Annotated in this window: 16 protein-coding genes; 11 read left to right on the top strand and 5 right to left on the bottom strand. The window is 72.7% G+C overall.

Annotation, left to right across the window (positions count from 1 at the left end; genetic code table 11):
• Nucleotides 1-143 precede the first annotated feature (143 nt).
• Nucleotides 144-404 (bottom strand): WXG100 family type VII secretion target, encoded by a 261-nt coding sequence (locus tag ACFV5N_RS05420; protein ID WP_093843742.1) that lies wholly within the window; start codon nucleotides 402-404, stop codon nucleotides 144-146.
• A gap of 151 nt (nucleotides 405-555) precedes the next feature.
• Entirely contained in the window at nucleotides 556-1,392 is an 837-nt protein-coding gene (locus tag ACFV5N_RS05415) for a hypothetical protein (protein WP_385594374.1), read from the bottom strand.
• Between the two features lie 294 nt (nucleotides 1,393-1,686).
• On the opposite strand from ACFV5N_RS05415, the gene ACFV5N_RS05410 reads away from it, so the two are divergent.
• The 11 genes from ACFV5N_RS05410 (at nucleotide 1,687) to clpX (ending at nucleotide 12,529) form a co-directional block, all read left to right on the top strand.
• Nucleotides 1,687-2,388: a hypothetical protein gene (locus tag ACFV5N_RS05410; protein ID WP_175543033.1), complete on the top strand. Its 702-nt coding sequence runs from the start codon at nucleotides 1,687-1,689 to the stop codon at nucleotides 2,386-2,388.
• A gap of 25 nt (nucleotides 2,389-2,413) precedes the next feature.
• Nucleotides 2,414-3,313 carry a hypothetical protein gene (locus ACFV5N_RS05405; protein ID WP_385594370.1) on the top strand — a complete coding sequence of 300 codons (900 nt, stop codon included), beginning with the start codon at nucleotides 2,414-2,416 and terminating at the stop codon, nucleotides 3,311-3,313.
• Nucleotides 3,310-4,611, top strand: coding sequence for a CpaF family protein (locus ACFV5N_RS05400; protein WP_385594367.1), 1,302 nt, complete (start codon nucleotides 3,310-3,312; stop codon nucleotides 4,609-4,611). Before ACFV5N_RS05405 ends, ACFV5N_RS05400 begins: the two co-directional genes overlap by 4 nt.
• Before the next feature lie 10 nt (nucleotides 4,612-4,621).
• Complete coding sequence (locus tag ACFV5N_RS05395; protein ID WP_093843737.1) at nucleotides 4,622-5,551, top strand: type II secretion system F family protein; 930 nt, start codon at nucleotides 4,622-4,624, stop codon at nucleotides 5,549-5,551.
• Nucleotides 5,552-5,601: 50 nt separating this feature from the next.
• Nucleotides 5,602-6,504 carry a type II secretion system F family protein gene (locus ACFV5N_RS05390; protein ID WP_175543042.1) on the top strand — a complete coding sequence of 301 codons (903 nt, stop codon included), beginning with the start codon at nucleotides 5,602-5,604 and terminating at the stop codon, nucleotides 6,502-6,504.
• A gap of 22 nt (nucleotides 6,505-6,526) precedes the next feature.
• Complete coding sequence (locus tag ACFV5N_RS05385) at nucleotides 6,527-6,772, top strand: hypothetical protein (protein ID WP_385594365.1); 246 nt, start codon at nucleotides 6,527-6,529, stop codon at nucleotides 6,770-6,772.
• Nucleotides 6,773-6,846: 74 nt separating this feature from the next.
• Nucleotides 6,847-7,317 (top strand): TadE family protein, encoded by a 471-nt coding sequence (locus tag ACFV5N_RS05380; protein WP_093843734.1) that lies wholly within the window; start codon nucleotides 6,847-6,849, stop codon nucleotides 7,315-7,317.
• A gap of 35 nt (nucleotides 7,318-7,352) precedes the next feature.
• Entirely contained in the window at nucleotides 7,353-7,736 is a 384-nt protein-coding gene (locus ACFV5N_RS05375; RefSeq protein WP_282614202.1) for a TadE/TadG family type IV pilus assembly protein, read from the top strand.
• On the top strand, nucleotides 7,733-8,185 hold the full coding sequence (locus ACFV5N_RS05370; protein WP_093843732.1) for a TadE/TadG family type IV pilus assembly protein: 453 nt from the start codon (nucleotides 7,733-7,735) through the stop codon (nucleotides 8,183-8,185). The genes ACFV5N_RS05375 and ACFV5N_RS05370 overlap by 4 nt, the downstream gene beginning before the upstream one ends.
• A 24-nt stretch (nucleotides 8,186-8,209) precedes the next feature.
• Nucleotides 8,210-11,179, top strand: a complete 2,970-nt coding sequence (locus tag ACFV5N_RS05365) for a BTAD domain-containing putative transcriptional regulator (RefSeq protein WP_385594361.1) — start codon at nucleotides 8,210-8,212, stop codon at nucleotides 11,177-11,179.
• Nucleotides 11,180-11,275: 96 nt separating this feature from the next.
• Nucleotides 11,276-12,529, top strand: a complete 1,254-nt coding sequence (gene clpX, locus ACFV5N_RS05360) for an ATP-dependent Clp protease ATP-binding subunit ClpX (RefSeq protein WP_385594359.1) — start codon at nucleotides 11,276-11,278, stop codon at nucleotides 12,527-12,529.
• 54 nt (nucleotides 12,530-12,583) lie between these two features.
• Here the strand turns inward: clpX and ACFV5N_RS05355 are convergent, their stop codons facing one another.
• Genes ACFV5N_RS05355 through ACFV5N_RS05345 form a run of 3 tightly spaced genes read right to left on the bottom strand, consistent with a single transcriptional unit; the run spans nucleotide 12,584 to nucleotide 16,167 of the window.
• Nucleotides 12,584-12,928 (bottom strand): heavy metal-responsive transcriptional regulator, encoded by a 345-nt coding sequence (locus tag ACFV5N_RS05355; protein ID WP_385594357.1) that lies wholly within the window; start codon nucleotides 12,926-12,928, stop codon nucleotides 12,584-12,586.
• 42 nt (nucleotides 12,929-12,970) lie between these two features.
• Nucleotides 12,971-14,737 (bottom strand): ABC transporter ATP-binding protein, encoded by a 1,767-nt coding sequence (locus tag ACFV5N_RS05350; RefSeq protein ID WP_385594354.1) that lies wholly within the window; start codon nucleotides 14,735-14,737, stop codon nucleotides 12,971-12,973.
• A gap of 44 nt (nucleotides 14,738-14,781) precedes the next feature.
• Nucleotides 14,782-16,167: a dihydrolipoyl dehydrogenase family protein gene (locus ACFV5N_RS05345; protein WP_385594351.1), complete on the bottom strand. Its 1,386-nt coding sequence runs from the start codon at nucleotides 16,165-16,167 to the stop codon at nucleotides 14,782-14,784.
• Between the last annotated feature and the right edge of the window lie 209 nt (nucleotides 16,168-16,376).

The following is a 16,376-nucleotide window of genomic DNA, read 5'->3' as shown; positions in this document are numbered from 1 at the left end:
ATCCGGGGGGGGCCCACCCCCCCGCACCCGGCCGCGCCGCAGCCCCACGCCCCCCCCCGGGGCCCCCCCCTCAAACCTGTGGGGGGCCGGCCCCCGCAGGCCCCCCGCCACCTCACTGTGTGCCGAAGGGCGAGCCGGTCGGCTCAGGTGGCCGCCTCGATGTTGTCGGCATTGGTGTCCGCGTTCTGGGCGGCGTCGTCGAGGGCGTCGGCGAACGACTCGAAGGTCGGCTTGACGTCCTGCCACTCGGAGCGGAACTGGTCGGACTTCGGGCCCTTCCAGTAGCTCTCGCTGCTCTGCGTCTCCGTGTCCAGCGTGGAGATCAGCCCGCGAAGGTCGCCCGCGGAGTCCCGGAACTTACCGGCGAGTGTCCTCAGCCTCTCGAGATCTGCACCGCGATCCATACTCAATCCTCCAGGTACCAAACTGCGGGACAGCCAGCCCGTCCCCCGTTGACCGGCACGCTACCGCACGGCATGTGGCGTGCGGAACGAGAGTTCTGCTTCGTGACAATCCTGTGCAGTGGCGGTCACGGGGCCATGTACTGAGGCCGGATCAGTTGTCCGCCGAGCGGATTTCGTCGCCGTTGGGAAGGGTGTCGGCGATCTTCTCCCACAGGTCCTTCGCCGAGGTGCGCACCAGCCGCAGGGGCGATTGCGGTGTGATCTGGCCTTCCATGATGGGTTCGGCCGGCAGCTCTCGCAGCCAGTGGCCGAGTGTGTCGCAGTCCCACACGGCGAAGGCGGAGACCTTCGTGCCGGCCGCACCGTTCTCGGTGCCCGGCCAGGCCACGGTCATGCGCCAGCTGGAGCGCATGCCCACGATGAGCCCGGCGAACAGGGTGCGGACATCCTCGGAGAGGTCGCCGGCGCTCGTCTTGAGAATGTCGTCCGCCGCCCTGACCAGATCGGCCTGGCTGGTGACGGCGCCTTCGGGCAGCTGGGCGAGACCGGTGAACACATCGTCGACCGGCTTCATGGTGCTCTCGACCGTGGTGATGCCGCCGGCCGGATCACCGGTCGTGCGGTCGCGCAGGCCAACCAGCCGGGCGAGTTCGAACACCAGGGTCCTGGGCTCGATCCGGGTGTACTCGCTTTCTCCGAAGCCCGGCCACTCCTCGAAACTGAAGACCGCCTCCTCGCCGATCAGGACGCCGTGGGTGGTGATCCCATGAGGGCCGGTCATCTCGATGTCGACCACGATGACGGGCTTGGCGAGGGCGGCGACCAGATCGGTGAGGACCGGGGAGAGCTCACCCTGCTCGCTCACCAGCCCGACGGCGATCAGTTCGTCGCGGGCGGCTGTCAGTTCCTCGATGACCTGTTCGCCGTCATGAAGCTGTCCCAGGACGGCGACGTGCTGGTGGGAGAGTCGGAAGCGGTCACGGCTCATGTCGTAGGAGGGCATCAAGCGCTCTCTTCTGGTTACGGTAGTGGCGGCGGAGGCTCTTCCTCCCGGGGCACCGGCGAGTGCTCCTGCCATTCAACACGCGGTGCCGGCGGCCCGGGGTTCCAGGGCGGTGGGACCCCTCCCGACCGGGCGCGACGCGCGGGCGGTTCTGTTGCATGGGCGTGACAGTCTCGCCGTTGTAGGCGCTGCGAGGCGGCTGATAGCGTTTCCCGCGACTTGATAGAGAAGTGAAGATTGCATGTTTGCTCGGGTATGTGGATCACGGGGATGATGGGCATGAGAACTCAGGACCGGGCATCTGCGGCTGCGAAGAAGTCCATTGCCGCCGGACCGGTGATGGGGGATCGGCTGCCCGCTCCGCCGCGTGAGCGCAAGCCCGCGCTGGCCGCCCTGGCCGCGCTGTTGGTGCTGGCCGGGGCGCTGGGGGCCACGATGCTGGTGATGCAGGCCGGGGACCGTATCGAGGCGATCAAGATCACGGAACGGGTGCCCATGGGCGGCGTCATTCCGGAATCCGCCATGACCTCGGTCCTCGTCGCAGATGATTCATCTGTCAACTATGTGCGCTGGGAACAGCGCGGGCAGCTGAAAGAAGAACTCCGCGCCGCCACCGATCTCGTCGGCGGCACCATTCTGGTCGGGGAAATGCTCACCGGCGAAGAGACTTTGCCCGACGACGAGGTCATCGTCGGTGTTTCCCTCCAGCCCGGACAGTTTCCCGCCGGGCTCAAGGCGGGCGACACCGTCGCCGCCTACTGGGTCGGACGCGAGCGGAACAGCGGCGACGAGGAGACCTCCACCCAGCAGACCGTCATCACCGAGGAAGCCCATGTGTCCGTCGTGCACGGCGGCGGCGACTCGATCGGCAACACCTCGCTGCCCGTGACCCTGCGCGTGGCCCGGGCGGACGCCGCCGCGCTCACCCGGGCGGCCTCCGCCGGCGAGGTCTCGCTCGTCATCATCCCCGCCGCCAAGTGACCGTGGACAAGGAGAAGCTGAGCAGATGGCGCTGATCGCACTGGCCGCGGACAAGGGGGCCCCCGGGGTCACCACCACGGCTGTCGCGCTGGCCGCGCTGTGGCCGCGCCGTGTGCTGCTCGCCGAGGCCGACCCGGCCGGCGGGGATCTCGTCTACCGGTCGGTCGGCGCCACCGGCCGCCCGCTGGACCCCGGCACCGGGATACTCTCGCTGGCCGCCACCGCGCGCCGGGGCATCGCCGCCGAGCAGCTGTGGGACCACTCGCAGCGGATGGCCGGCGGCCTGGACGTGATCATCGGGCTCGCCTCCTCCGACCAGTCCGGCGGGCTCACCGGGCAGTGGGGCGCCCTCGGCCGGGTCTTCGCCGAGCTGGCCGACTCCCCGCACCAGGAGGCCGCCGCCGACGTCCTGGCCGACCTCGGGCGCCTCGACGCCCATTCCCCCGCGCAGGCGCTGCTCCCGCACGCCGCGCTGCTGCTGCTCGTCACCCGCGGCCAGCCGGAGAACCTGGCCCACGTCCGGGACCGGGCCGCCGCGCTGCACAACAAGCTGCACGGACAGCAGCGAGGGGCCTCCCAGCTGGCCAAGCCGCAGATCGGCGTGCTGCTGATCGCCGAGCCGCAGCAGGGGTCGAAGATCGCCGCGCAGGTCAACGAGATGCTGATCGCCTCGCAGAGCGGCGCCCGTGTCGTCGGACTGATCGCCGAGGACCCGGCGGGCGCCGAGCAGCTGGCCGGGCGCCGCCGCGGCCGGCTCGACAAGTCGCTGCTGGTGCGGTCCGCCCGGCAGGTCGTCACCGACGTGCACCAGACCTTCCGCGCCGACCTCAACCCGGTACGTCCCGCCCTCCCGCAGCAGCAGGGCGCCCCGCCGCAGGGCTACGCCCCGCCGCCGTCCTACGGCCGGCCGGGAGCGGGCGCATGAGCGAGGTCAACCACCAGCTGGTGAAGCGGTTCCGGCAGGAGGCCGGCGACCGCATCGCCGAACAGCGCCGCATCGACCAGGCCAGCGGCGTCCGCCCGATGACGTCCGAGGACGAGCGGCACTACGCCCGCGCCGTCATCGCGCAGGTGCTGGAGGAGTACGCGCGCGCCGAGATATCCGAGGGCCGGGCGCCGCTGGACGCCCAGTCCGAGGAGGACTACGCCTCGGCCGTGCACGCCGCGCTGTTCGGCGTGGGCCGGCTCCAGCCGCTGCTGGACGACCCCGATGTGGAGAACATCGACATCAACGGCTGCGACCAGGTCTTCATCGGCTACGCCGACGGCCGCGAGGTGCGCGGCGACCCGGTGGCCGAGACGGACGAGGAACTGGTCGAGCTGATCCAGATCCTCGGCGCCTACTCGGGCCTGTCCTCCCGGCCCTTCGACTCCGCCAACCCGCAGCTCGACCTGCGGCTGCCGGACGGCTCCCGGCTCTCGGCCGTCATGGACGTCACCCGGCGCCCCGCGCTGTCCATCCGGCGGGCCCGGCTCGGCAAGGTCTTCCTCGCCGACCTGGTGGGCAACGGCACCCTCACCCCGGAGCTGGGCAGCTTCCTGTCCGCCGCCGTCAGGGCCCGCAAGAACATCATGATCGCCGGGTCCACCAACGCCGGGAAGACCACCCTGCTGCGGGCGCTCGCCAACGAGATCCCGCCGGACGAACGGCTCATCACCGTCGAACGCGCCCTGGAGCTGGGGCTGGACCAGTTCCCCGAACTGCACCCCAACGTCGTCGCCTTCGAGGAGCGGCTGCCCAACTCCGAGGGCCAGGGCCTCATCTCCATGGCCGAACTGGTGCGGCGCTCGCTGCGCATGAACCCCTCCCGCGTCATCGTCGGCGAGGTGCTGGGCGATGAGATCGTCACCATGCTCAACGCGATGTCGCAGGGCAACGACGGCTCGCTCTCCACCATCCACGCCAACTCCTCGGCCGAGGTGTTCAACAGGATCTCCACCTACGCGCTCCAGGCCAGCGAACGGCTGCCCATCGAGGCCAGCCAGATGCTGATCGCCGGTGCCGTCAACTTCGTCGTCTTCATCGAACGCCGCAACACCTACGCCCAGGGCGGCAAGCTGCACCGCATCGTCTCCTCCATCCGCGAGGTCAACGGCGTGGACGGCCGGGTGCTCTCCAGCGAGGTGTTCGCCGAGGGCCCCGACGGCGTACCGCGCGCCCACGCCGCGATCTCCTGCGGCGACGAACTGGCGCAGTTCGGCTACCGAGGGGCCTGGGGGTGACACGCACATCATGAGCGGATCAGGACTGTTCTCCCTCACCGCCCTGTACGCGCTGCTCTGCGGCGTCGCCGTCGGCGGCGGGATCGCGCTGCTGGTGGCGGCCGTGCGGGGCATCGAGCCGAAGACCGCGGAGGAACGCGACCGCGCCGAGCGGCGCCGCTCCGAACTCGCGCGCTTCGCCGGCCGCCGCGGCACCATCGCCGGTGCCTCGGCGCTGGTCGTGCTGCTGCTCACCCGCTGGCCGATCGCGGCGATCGGCACCGCGCTGCTCGTCTTCTCCTGGAGCAAGCTGTTCGGCGGCGCCGCCGAGGAGCGCGCCAACATGCGCCGGGTGGAGGCGCTGGCCGGCTGGACCGAGTCGCTGCGCGACACCATCGCCGGGGCGGTGGGCCTCGAACAGGCCATCCCCGCCTCGGCCCGGGCCGCCGCCCCCGCGCTGCGCGTCCCGCTGAACAACCTGGTGGACCGGCTGCGGTCCCGGATGCCGCTGCCCGAGGCGCTCCAGGAGTTCGCCGACGAACTCGACGACTCCTCGGCCGACATCATCATCGCCTCGCTGATCCTCAACGCCCGGCTGCGCGGCCCCGGGCTGCGCGAGGTGCTGGGCGCGCTCGCCAAGTCCGCCCGCGAGGAAGTGGACATGCGCCAGCGCGTCATGGCCCAGCGCGCCTCGACCCGGCGCAGTGTGCAGATCGTGGTCGGGGTCTCGGTGGCCTTCCCGCTGGGCCTGGCGATCTTCAACCCGGGCTTCGTCGAACCGTTCGGCGACACCCTCGGCCAGGCCGTACTCGCCATCGTCTGCGGCCTGTTCGGCCTCGGCTTCTGGTGGATGCGGCGGCTGGCCAGGATCGAGGTGCCCGAGCGGTTCATGGCGCGCTCGGACGAGAGCGCCCAGCTGCGCGAGCGGCAGCCGGCCGAACAGGGGGGAGCGCGGTCGTGAACTCGGACATCACCACAGCCGTCGTGGTCGGCGCCGTCTTCGGCCTCGGGATGTACGCCGCGGTCCGGGCGCTGATGCCCACCCGGCGCAGCCCGGTGGCCACCGTCGCCCGGATCGACGCCCTGCGGCACCGGGGCGGTACGGGGCACGCCCCGTACGTCCCGACCGCCGCCCAGAGCGCCGCCGAGGGGGCGAAGAAGCCCAGCCTGCTGGCCGAGGTCCAGCAGCGGGCCGGTGAGTGGCTGGCCGAGCTGTACCTCCAGCGCGGCTGGGAACAGCGGTCGCTGCGCGCCGATCTGGCGCTGCTCGACCGGACCTGGGAGTCGTTCCTGGCCGGCAAGGTGGTGCTGGCGGCGGCCGGGCTGTTCTTCGGTCCGTTCCTGTTCTCCATGGGCTGGCTGATCGGCTTCGGCGTCAGCCCGGTGGTCCCGGTGTGGCTGGCGCTGCTGTTCGCCGGGGTGTTCTTCTTCCTGCCCGACCTGGAGGTGCGCCGGGACGCCAAGGCCAGGCGGCGGGACTTCCGCCGGGTGGTGGCGGCCTATCTGGACCTGGTGGCCATGAGCCTGGCCGGCGGGCGCGGTCTGCCGGAGGCGCTGAAGGCGGCCGCCGAGGTCAGCGACGGCTGGGCGCTGCGGCGTATCAGGACGGCGCTGGCCGACGCCCGGATCACCGGGCTGACCCAGTGGCAGGCGCTGGGCAAGCTCGGCGACGAGGTCGGGGTGGACGAGCTGAAGGACCTGTCCGCGTCGCTGGCGCTGGTCGCGGACGACGGCGCCAAGGTACGCGCCTCGCTCTCCGCCCGTTCGGAGACGATGCGCCACCGCGAGCTCGCCGAGATCGAGGGGAGCGCGGGGGAGAAGTCGCAGTCGATGCTGATCGCACAGCTGCTGCTGTGCTTGGGATTCCTGATCTTTCTGATCTATCCGGCCGGAATGCGGGTGTTCTCGGCATGACCAGCTTGAGAGGTAAGTGACCATGAGGAAGTTGCGTTTTCCGGCGGCCGACTATCTGGCCGCCCTGGTGAGGACCCGGATGCGGCGGGCGGGTGCGCTCGACGCCGACCGGGACCGCGGTGCCTCCGCCATCGAGTGGGTGATCATCGCGGCGGTCGTCGTCGGCATCGTCGCCGGGGTCGCGGCCGTGATCATGAACGCGATCGACGACCGGGCCGGCAGCGTGAGCGACTGCATCGCGGGCGCGGTGGACTACGCCGACTGCTGAGCGGCGGCCCAGCCACGGGGAGTACGGGGTTCACGGGGTTTCACGGGGACACGGGGAGTACGGGGAGTACGGGGATGACCAAGCGAGCGGCCCGCTGGCTGCGCCGCCGGATCGGAGCGGGCTCCGACCGGGGCGGGGCCGTGCTGTGCCGCGACCGGGGCAGCACGGCGATCGAGTTCGTGTTCCTGACCCCGCTGATGTTCTTCCTGATCTTCGGCGCCGTGCAGTTCGCCCTGTACTCCTTCGCGCAGGACGTCGCGAAGGCCGCCGCGCAGGCCGGTGCCCGCACCGCCCGCGCGGAGGCGGACGCCGATCCGGTCGGCTGGCAGGCGAAGGCGCGGGAGAAGTCCTACGACTACATCGATCAGCTCGGCCGGGGCATGTTCGACCGGCAGCCGTCGGTGTTCACCACGCTGCCGGGCCCCGACACCGTACGGGTGGAGGTGCACGCCAGTGTGCCGTCCATCGTGCCGGGGATGACCCTGACCGTCCGGGCCGCCTCGGAGGGGCCGGTCGAGCGGTTCGTCCCGGACGGCGGGGGGTGAGCGCGGTGCGGCGGAGATTCCGTGACGACCGGGGGGTGTCCACGGTCGAGGTGGTGTTCCTGGCACCGCTGATGATCGCGTTCATCCTGCTGCTGGTGGCCATCGGCCAGCAGGTGTCGGGCCGCAGCGCGGTCAGCGGCGCGGCCAGGGACGCGGCGCGGGCCGGCTCGCTGGAGCGCGACAGCGCCTCGGCCGCCGCCGCGGCGGCGGGCACCGCCGAGCGCGAACTGGGCGAGGTGTGCGTGGGCGGCACGGTGCGCGTCGAGGTGACCTCGGGCGGCGGGCACGAACCGGGCTCGCTGTTCAGCGTGCGGGTCAGCTGCCGGGTGCGGGCCCTGGACATGCTGGGTGTGCCGGTCACCTCCACCCTGACCGGTGCCTCCAGTTCACCCATCGACCCGTACCGGAGGTCCGGATGAGGCGGCTGCCAGGCCGGGGTCTCGGCCGCCGGGGCCACGGCGACCGGGGCTCAGGCGCGGTGATCGTGATCTTCTTCGCGCTGGTGGTGCTGGCGCTGGCCGCGTTCGTGGTGGACGGCGGGCTCGCCATCCACCAGCGGGAGCGGGCCGCCGACATCGCCGAGCAGGCCGCCCGGTACGCGGCCCAGGACCTGGACGAGGAGGCGCTGCGCCAGGGCCTGGGCAACGCCCCCATCAACTTCGGCAACTGCCCGGCCAGGGTCGCCGAGTACGCTGCCTCCGTGAACTTGAGCGCGGCGGACACCGCCGCCTCCGAGTGCTCGCAGGCGTCCGTCGACCGGGTCACGGTACGGATCCGGCTGACCTACCGCCCGGTGTTCACCGGGTTCTTCTTCGATCAACCGCTCACGGTCTGGGGCACGGCCACCGCCGAGGCCCAGACCAACTGATCCACCACCAACGGGAGTTCCGTCATGGCGCGCACCACCCCCACCGGCGGCGGGAACCGTACGCCCGTGCCCGTGAAGGTCGGGCGCAGCTTCGGCGACATCATGAAGGCGCTGTTCGCCTTCGTCGCGCTGGCGGCCCTGGTCGTCGGCGTGCCCTTCTCGCTGGCCGTGCTGATCGGCTGGCCGCTGCCGCGCACGATGCCGTCCCTGGACACCTTGCAGAACGAGATCTCCACCACCGTCTTCCTGAAGGTGCTGGCGCTGTGCGTCTGGATCGCCTGGGCGCAGTTCACCGCCTGTGTGCTGGTGGAGGTCAAGGCGGCGCTGTCCGGGGTGGGCATCCCGGCCCGGGTGCCGGGCGCCGGGCCGAGCCAGCTGCTGGCGCGCCAGCTGGTGGGCATGCTGCTGCTGGTGACCGCCTCGGCCGCGTCGTTCGTGCCCGGTATCAGCGGCATCGGCGGGGCCTTCGACGGCGGCGGCTCCTCGCAGGTGGTGGCGGAGGCCGAGCGGACGCCGGGCGGGGAGGCCGAGCACGCCTATGAGAGCGACGGCGTGAACCGGGCCGATCCCACCATGGCGCTGCCGAACGAGGCTCCGGAGGCGGATGAGGCGGCCGAGGCGCCGACCAAGTACTACCGCATCCAGCCACCGGAGGGCCGGCACCACGACACGCTGTGGGGGATCGCCGAGCGGCATCTGGACGACGGGCTGCGGTACAAGGAGATCTACCAGCTCAACAAGGACCGGGTGCAGCCGGACGGTTCCAAGCTGACCGAGGCCTCGCTGATCCGTCCGGGCTGGATCCTGGAGATGCCGGCCGACGCCCACGGCGGCGAACTGGTCGAGATGCCCCACGACGTGGAGGAGCTGTCGCAGGAGGAGGTCGAGGAGTTCCAGGACTACCAGCGCACCGGGGACACCGAGTGGGCCGACCCGGACGATTCCGGGGTCGACCGGGCCGACCTGCGGGTCCCCGAACTGGGTCTCGTTCCGGAGGAGCCCGGAGGTGGTCATTCGCTGCCCGCCTTCGACACCACCCCCATCCAGGAGGCGCAGGAGGCCGGGGACGAGGCCGGGTTCGGGCTCCCCGAGGCGCTGCTGGGCGCCCCGCTGCTGGCCGCCGGGCTGCTGATGGCTCTCGGCCGCACCCGGCGCAACGCCCTGTGGGCCTCGGCCGCCGGGACGCTGGCCGGGCGCGGCGTGGGCGACGACCTGGCGCCCACCACCCCCGCCGCGCACGACATCCGTGACGCGCTGCTGGTCGGCGCCGCCCCGGAGGCGGTCGGTTTCCTGGACCGGGCGCTGCGCCGGCTGTCCGCCGCGCTGGACGCCGAGGGCAAGGTGCTGCCGCCGGTGTACGCGGCCTGGCTGACCGAGCACGAACTGCATCTCCAGCTGGCCGCCCCGGCCGGCCGCCCGCCGGCGCCGTGGGAGCCGGGGCAGAGCGACACGTACTGGACGGTGCGGCGCGACCGGCTGCCGGCCGCCGGGGCCGCGGGGGAGGTGCCGGAGGCGGAGGCCCCGTACCCGGGCCTGGTCTCCCTGGGGGTGCGCGACGACATGCGGCTGCTGCTCAACCTGGAGGCGGTGCCCGGCATCGTCTCGGTGACCGGGGCCCGCGCCGACCGGGAGGCGGTGCTCGCCTCGATCGCCGCCGAGCTGGCCACCAGCGGCTGGGCGGACCGGATGACGGTGTCCCTGGTGGGCTTCGGCGGGGAGCTGACCGCGCTGGCGCCGACCCGGGTGCGGTACCTGGACGATGTGGCCGGGCTGCTCGAAGTGATGGAGACCGAGACCCAGCTGCGGCGCGGCGCGCTGCGGCACACCGGGCAGGAGTCGATCCTCACCGGACGCACGGGCCCGGCCCGGCAGCAGCAGTGGGCGCCGCATCTGGTGCTCATCGGCGCGGTGCCGACCGCCGAGCAGGCGGACCGGCTCGCCGCGCTCGCCGCGGTCTCCGCTCAGCTGGGCATCGGCTATCTGGTGACCTCGGACCGGCCGGATCTGCCGGGCATCGCCTGGGAGTTCGAGATCTCGGACGCGGGGGTGCTCACCGAGCCGGAGATGGGCCTCGAACTCTCCGCCCAGCTGCTGCCGGCCGCGCAGCGCGCCGCCGTGGTGGAGCTGTTCGCGGAGCTGACCCGCGAGCCGTCCGGCGGCGCGGCGGGCGTGCCGGGTCCGGCCTTCACGGTGGATCTGAGCCAGCGGGGCAAGCCGGATGTGTACGCCCAGGTGATGGGCGGGTACGAGGTCAGCGGGCTGGACGCCCCCGACGCGGAGCGCGCGGAGCAACTGCGCGAGGCGCTGGCGCTGTTGCTGCTGCACCGGGAGGGGGTCCATCCCCGGGTGCTGGGGTCGGCGCTGTGGCCGCGCGGGGTGCCGGACGATGTCCGCGACGCCCTGATCGCGCGGCTGCGTGACTGGCTGGGGGCGGACGCGGCGGGTGCGCCGCGGCTGCTGGTGGCCGAGGACGGGCGGCTGTCGCTGTCGGCGGGCGTCGTCTCGGACTGGGACGTGCTGCGCACGCTGCACCACCGGGCGGTCTCGGTGGGCGGCGGCAGCGCCGCCGAGCGGAAGCGGCAGCTCACGGACGCGCTGAGCCTGGCGCGCGGGCCGCTGCTCGCGGGTGTGCGGGAGGGCGGCCGGTTCGGCTGGCTGGAGCATGAGATCGTGGATGCGCAATACCCGCTGCTGGTCTCGGAGATCGCGCTGAAGCTGTCGGCCGAGCAGCTGGCGAGCGGGGGCAGTGAGCAGGCGTATGTGGCGATCCGTTCCGCGCTCGCCGCCTCGCCGACCGACGAGCGGCTGTGGAACGAGCTGCTGCGGTCGGCGAAGGCGACCGGCAAGGCCGAGTGGCTGCGCGGCGCCGCCGACTGGCTGATCGCGCACCACGCGCATCTGTACGGTCCGGCGCAGGCGTTGCCGGCCCAGACGGAGGCGCTGCTGGACGAGCTGCTGCCGGGGTGGCGGAGCACTGTGGGGGCGGCCGGGTAACGGCCGGGGCCCTCCCCGGTTCCTCACCTGCGATCAGGTGGCAAGATCATCTGATGACCTGTCGTGAAGGGCACCGAGGAGGGCTGACTCTTGGTCATGGCGCGCGACGATGACGCCGACCACTCGCTCAAGTGCTCGTTCTGCGGCAAGACCCAGGAGCAGGTACGCCGGCTGATCGCCGGCCCGGCCGGGGTCTACATCTGCGTCGAGTGCGTCGGGGTCTGCAATGACCTGATCGAGGAGGAGCTGGGCCGCCCCGAGACGGACCAGCCCGTCGAACCGCCCCGGCCGCGCGAGATCCACCGCTTCCTCGACCAGTACGTCATCGGCCAGGAGGACGCCAAACGCGCGCTCGCGGTGGCCGTCTACAACCACTACAAACGGGTACGCGACAGCGCCGAGGACGGCGGCCCGCCGCCTGTCGAACTCGCCAAGTCCAACATCCTGCTGCTCGGCCCCACCGGCTGCGGCAAGACCTACCTGGCCCAGACGCTGGCCCGGTCGCTGAACGTCCCCTTCGCCATCGCGGACGCCACCGCCCTCACCGAGGCCGGCTACGTCGGCGAGGACGTCGAGAACATCCTGCTCAAGCTCCTCCAGGCCGCCGACTACGACGTGGCCCGCGCCGAGAAGGGCATCATCTACCTCGACGAGATCGACAAGATCGCCCGCAAGAGCGAGAACCCCTCCCTGACCCGCGATGTCTCGGGCGAGGGGGTGCAGCAGGCGCTGCTGAAGATCATGGAGGGTACGGTCGCCGCCGTCCCGCCGCAGGGCGGGCGCAAGCACCCGCAGCAGGAGCTGATCGAACTCGACACCTCCCAGGTGCTGTTCATCGCCGCCGGGGCCTTCGCCGGCCTGGAGAGCATCGTCGGCGACCGGCTCGGCGGACACGGCATCGGCTTCGGCGGCGAAGTGCGCTCGGCCGCCGCCCCGCCGCCCGGCGACCCGTTCGCCGGGGTCCAGCCGGCCGACCTGGTGAAGTACGGGCTCATCCCGGAGTTCATCGGCCGGCTGCCGGTCATCACCCGGGTCACCGCCCTGGACCGGGCCGCCCTGCTGCGCACCCTCACCGAGCCCCGCAACGCGCTCGTCAAGCAGTACCAGCGGCTGTTCGAACTCGACGGCGTACAGCTGGAGTTCGACCGCCCCGCGCTGGACGCCATCATCGACAGGGCGCTGCTGCGCGGCACCGGCGCCCGCGCGCTGCGCGGCGTCATGGAACGGGTGCTCCAGCCGCTCATGTACGAGATCCCCGGCCGCACCGACATCACCCACGTGGTGGTGGACGAAGGAACCGTCCGCCGGCACACCGACGGCGGACGCATCCCCCGGCAGCGGTCCAACTAGGCCGTGCCGCACGGAGATCCCCGGCAGGCCCGGGCGGGCCCGGCGGTTCGCGCGTCAGCCGCCCGGAGCCGCCCGCAGGGCGCGCAGCGCGTCCCGGGTGTGGGTCAGCGCCGCGATCCGTGACTCGATGCGGTGCAGATGGGCGGAGATCAGCCGGGCGGTGTCCGGCGGCGGCGGGCGGTCCGCCTCGGACAGCCGCAGCAACTCGCCGATCTCGGCGAGGGAGAGCCCGGCGGACTGCGCGGTGCGGATGAACACCAGCCGGTCGGCGCTCTCCGGCGGATAGTCCCGGTAGCCCGAAGGGGTGCGCGGGGGTTCGGGCAGCAGGCCGGCTTGTTCGTAGAACCGCACCGTCTTGGTGGTCACTCCCGCCACATGTGCGAGCGTCCCAATGCGCATGTCCCGTAGCTTAGGTGAGCCATGCCTGGCCACGGCCGGTGTTCAGGAACTCGTGGCCAGAAACTGTGTGGCCGCCAGCTCTGCGTACAGGCCGTTCCCCGCCACGAGTTCGGCGTGCGTCCCGACCGCCTGCACCCGGCCCGCGTCCATCACCACGATCCGGTCGGCCGAGGTGACGGTCGACAGCCGGTGCGCCACCACCAGGACGGTGGTCTCCCGCGCCGCGTCCGCCACCGTGTCCCGCAGCGCGGCCTCGTTGACCGCGTCCAGCTGCGAGGTGGCCTCGTCCAGCAGCAGCAGCCGGGGACGGCGCAGCAGGGCGCGGGCGATCGCGATCCGCTGCCGTTCGCCGCCGGACAGCTTGGTGCCCCGGTGGCCGACCAGCGTCTCCAGACCGTCCGGCAGCCGCGCCACCAGGCCCTCCAGACGGGTGGTGCGCAGCACGTCCGCCAGCGCCGCCTCGTCGGCGTCCGGGGCGCCGAGCAGCAGGTTCTGCCGCAGCGAGCCGGAGAGGACGGGCGCGTCCTGCTCCACGTAGCCGATGGCGGCGCGCAGCGCGCCCAGATCCCAGTCCGCCACGTCGCGGCCGTCCAGGAGGACCCGCCCGCCGGTGGGGTCGTAGAACCGCTCGATGAGTGAGAACACGGTGGTCTTGCCCGCGCCGGACGGGCCGACGAAGGCGGTCATGCCGCGCGGCGGCACCGCGAAGGTCACCCCGTGGTGGATCTCCGGCAGATCGTCGCTGTACCGGAACCGCACCGCCTCGAAGGCGACGGCCGCCGGGGCGGCCGGCCCCCGCCCGGGACCGGCCGGGGCGGCCACCGGCTCGGCGGGCAGAGCGCGCACCTCCTGGATCCGGGTGATCGCGGCGGCGCCGACCTGGTATCCGGTGATGGCGGCGACCACCTCGCTGATCGGGGACATCAGATAGAAGACGTACAGCAGGAACGCCACCAGTGCGCCCACCTCGATGGCCCCGGTGGCCACCCGGGCGCCGCCCACGCCCAGCACGATGATGAACGCCGCCTGGAGCGCCACACCGGACAGATTCCCGGCGATGGCCTGCCACTTGGCCGCCCGGATGCTGGCCCGCCACGCCTGCTGCGCCGCGTCGTGCACCACCGCCTCCTCGCGCGCCTCGGCGCCGGACGCCTTGACGGTGCGCAGCGAGCCCAGCACCCGCTCGACGGCCGTGCCCATCGCGCCGACCGCCTCCTGGGCGGACTTGCTGGCCCGGTTGATCCGGGGCGCGATGACGCCGATGACCACCGCCATCACCCCGACCACCGCGACCGTGACACCGAGCAGCACCAGGTCGACGATCGCCATCATCACCAGCGTGCCCAGCAGCGTCAGCCCGCCGGTGGCGAGACCGATCAGGGAGTTGGTGGTCATGCCGCGCAGCAGCGTGGTGTCGGAGGTGACCCGGGCCAGCAGATCGCCCGGCTCGGAGCGGTCCACGGCGGTGACGCGCAGCCGCAGCAGATAGGAGGTGAGCGCGCGGCGCGCGGAGAGCACCACCGACTCGGCGGTGCGGTGCAGCACATAGGTGCCGAAGCCGCCCAGGACGGCGTTGGCGGCCATCAGGGCCGTCATGACGGCCAGCGCCCCGCCGATGGCGCGGTCGGCCGACAGGTCCTCGATCAGCCGCTGCGCCAGCAGCGGCAGCGCGAGCCCGGTGGCCCCGGTGGCCAGCGCCAGCACCGCCCCGGCCGCCAGCGCCCAGCGGTGCGGCCGGACGTAGCCCAGCAGGACCCGCCAGGCGGGCGGCGTCGCGGTGGCCTTCGGGGCGGGTGCGGCGGTGGTCATACCCGCAGGGACGCGGGCGGGGCCCGCCGGGTTGATCAGCGGGCTCAGGACAGGTCGTCGAGCGCCGTCTCCACCGCGCGGTGGAAGGTGGGGTAGGAGTAGATCATCTGCCGCAGCCGCTCCAGCGGCACCTCGCCCTGGATGGCGACGGCCAGCCCGTACAGCACCTCACCGCCGGCCGGCCCGGCGGAGGTGGCGCCCACCAGCACCTGGCGGCGGGCGTCGGCCACCAGCTTGATGAAGCCCTCGTTGCCCGCCTTGTGGATCCAGCCCCGGGTGCTGGCGGCGATGTCGGCGGTCCCGGTGCGCACATCGATGCCCTCGGCGCGGGCCGCCGCCTCGGTGAGGCCGACCGAGCCGATCTCCGGGTCGGTGAAGGTGATATGGGGCAGCGCCCGGTAGTCGGCGGGCGGGGCCTCCTCGCCGAGGATGGTGCGGGCGGCCAGCTGCGCCTGGTACATGGCGACATGGGTGAACTGGCCGACGCCGGTCACATCGCCGATCGCCCACAGCGCGGGTGCGGCCAGCAGCTTCTCGTCCACGGGCAGCGCCCGGGCCTTCGGCTCCAGTTCGACACCGGCGCGTTCGAGGCCGAGGGAGGCCAGGTCGGGGGCGCGCCCGGTGGCCACCAGCAGGCGTTCGGCGGTCAGTTCCTCGCCGTCCTCCAGGAACAGGGTGAAGCCGTGGGCGTCGTCGTACGCCACGCGGGTGGCGTGCGAGGCGACGTGGACGACCAGGCCCTCCCGGGTGAGGACGTCGGTGATCAGCCGGGAGGACTCGGGCTCCTCGCGCGACAGCAGCCGCTCGCCGCCCTCGACGACCGTCACGGCGGTGCCGAACCGGGCGTAGACCTGGGCGAGTTCGAGGCCGACCGGGCCGCCGCCGAGCACCAGCAGCGAGCGCGGCGCGCTCTCGGCCGAGACGGCCTCGCGGTTGGTCCAGTAGGGCGAGCCTGCCAGTCCCTCCAGCGGCGGGATGACGGGGCGGCTGCCGGTGGCGATGACGATGCCGACCCGCGCCCCGTACTCGGTCTCCGGGCCGTCGTCGGAGGGCTTGACCGCCACCCGGCCGGGCCCGGACAGCCGCCCCCGGCCGCGCACCAGGCGCCCCCCGGCGCCGGTGAAGCGGTCGGCGGCGACGGTGTCGTCCCAGGTGTCGGTGGCCTCGGTCCTGATCCGGGTGGCGACGGTGCCGAAGTCGGGATGGACCTGGCTGCTGCCCGCGATTCCGGGCACCCGCCGGGTGTCGGTGAGCAGACCGGCGGCGCGGACCATCATCTTGCTCGGCACGCAGGCCCAGTACGGGCACTCGCCGCCCACCAGTTCGGCCTCGACCCCCACGACGTCGAGTCCGGCGGCGGCGAGCCGCCCGGCGACGTACTCCCCGCCGGGGCCCATTCCCAGCACAATCACATCGGTCTCTTCAGCCATTCCGTCAGATTAGGACGTGTCTTCGGATTCTTCGCGGGGCCGCGCCGTCGGCCCCGGCCCGCCGCCGTCTCCGGGCACGAGCGGACCGGGACCGTCCGCGCGGCCGGCGCCGGGTGTCACCCCACCCGGGGCGGGGACGACAGCTCCGTGTGCCGCGCGGGCGCCGGTCCGGCCGGCTCCGCGTCGTGCAGCCCGTACCGGTCGTGGAC

The organism is Streptomyces sp. NPDC059853 (assembly GCF_042731495.1).
In the GTDB taxonomy this organism is placed as follows: Bacteria; Actinomycetota; Actinomycetes; order Streptomycetales; family Streptomycetaceae; genus Streptomyces.
Note: the sequence above shows the minus strand (reverse complement) of the source record. Positions and strands in the feature narration are given on the sequence as shown.

Coding starts and splice junctions, on each gene's coding strand:
- ACFV5N_RS05420 (WP_093843742.1), bottom strand. CDS start 404: ATGGATCGCGGTGCAGATCTCGAGAGGCTGAGGACACTCGCCGGTAAG.
- ACFV5N_RS05385 (WP_385594365.1), top strand. CDS start 6,527: ATGAGGAAGTTGCGTTTTCCGGCGGCCGACTATCTGGCCGCCCTGGTG.
- ACFV5N_RS05395 (WP_093843737.1), top strand. CDS start 4,622: ATGAGCGGATCAGGACTGTTCTCCCTCACCGCCCTGTACGCGCTGCTC.
- ACFV5N_RS05400 (WP_385594367.1), top strand. CDS start 3,310: ATGAGCGAGGTCAACCACCAGCTGGTGAAGCGGTTCCGGCAGGAGGCC.
- ACFV5N_RS05355 (WP_385594357.1), bottom strand. CDS start 12,928: ATGCGCATTGGGACGCTCGCACATGTGGCGGGAGTGACCACCAAGACG.
- ACFV5N_RS05380 (WP_093843734.1), top strand. CDS start 6,847: ATGACCAAGCGAGCGGCCCGCTGGCTGCGCCGCCGGATCGGAGCGGGC.
- ACFV5N_RS05345 (WP_385594351.1), bottom strand. CDS start 16,167: ATGGCTGAAGAGACCGATGTGATTGTGCTGGGAATGGGCCCCGGCGGG.
- ACFV5N_RS05405 (WP_385594370.1), top strand. CDS start 2,414: ATGGCGCTGATCGCACTGGCCGCGGACAAGGGGGCCCCCGGGGTCACC.
- ACFV5N_RS05350 (WP_385594354.1), bottom strand. CDS start 14,737: ATGACCACCGCCGCACCCGCCCCGAAGGCCACCGCGACGCCGCCCGCC.
- ACFV5N_RS05365 (WP_385594361.1), top strand. CDS start 8,210: ATGGCGCGCACCACCCCCACCGGCGGCGGGAACCGTACGCCCGTGCCC.
- ACFV5N_RS05390 (WP_175543042.1), top strand. CDS start 5,602: ATGTACGCCGCGGTCCGGGCGCTGATGCCCACCCGGCGCAGCCCGGTG.
- clpX (WP_385594359.1), top strand. CDS start 11,276: ATGGCGCGCGACGATGACGCCGACCACTCGCTCAAGTGCTCGTTCTGC.
- ACFV5N_RS05410 (WP_175543033.1), top strand. CDS start 1,687: ATGAGAACTCAGGACCGGGCATCTGCGGCTGCGAAGAAGTCCATTGCC.
- ACFV5N_RS05415 (WP_385594374.1), bottom strand. CDS start 1,392: ATGAGCCGTGACCGCTTCCGACTCTCCCACCAGCACGTCGCCGTCCTG.
- ACFV5N_RS05370 (WP_093843732.1), top strand. CDS start 7,733: ATGAGGCGGCTGCCAGGCCGGGGTCTCGGCCGCCGGGGCCACGGCGAC.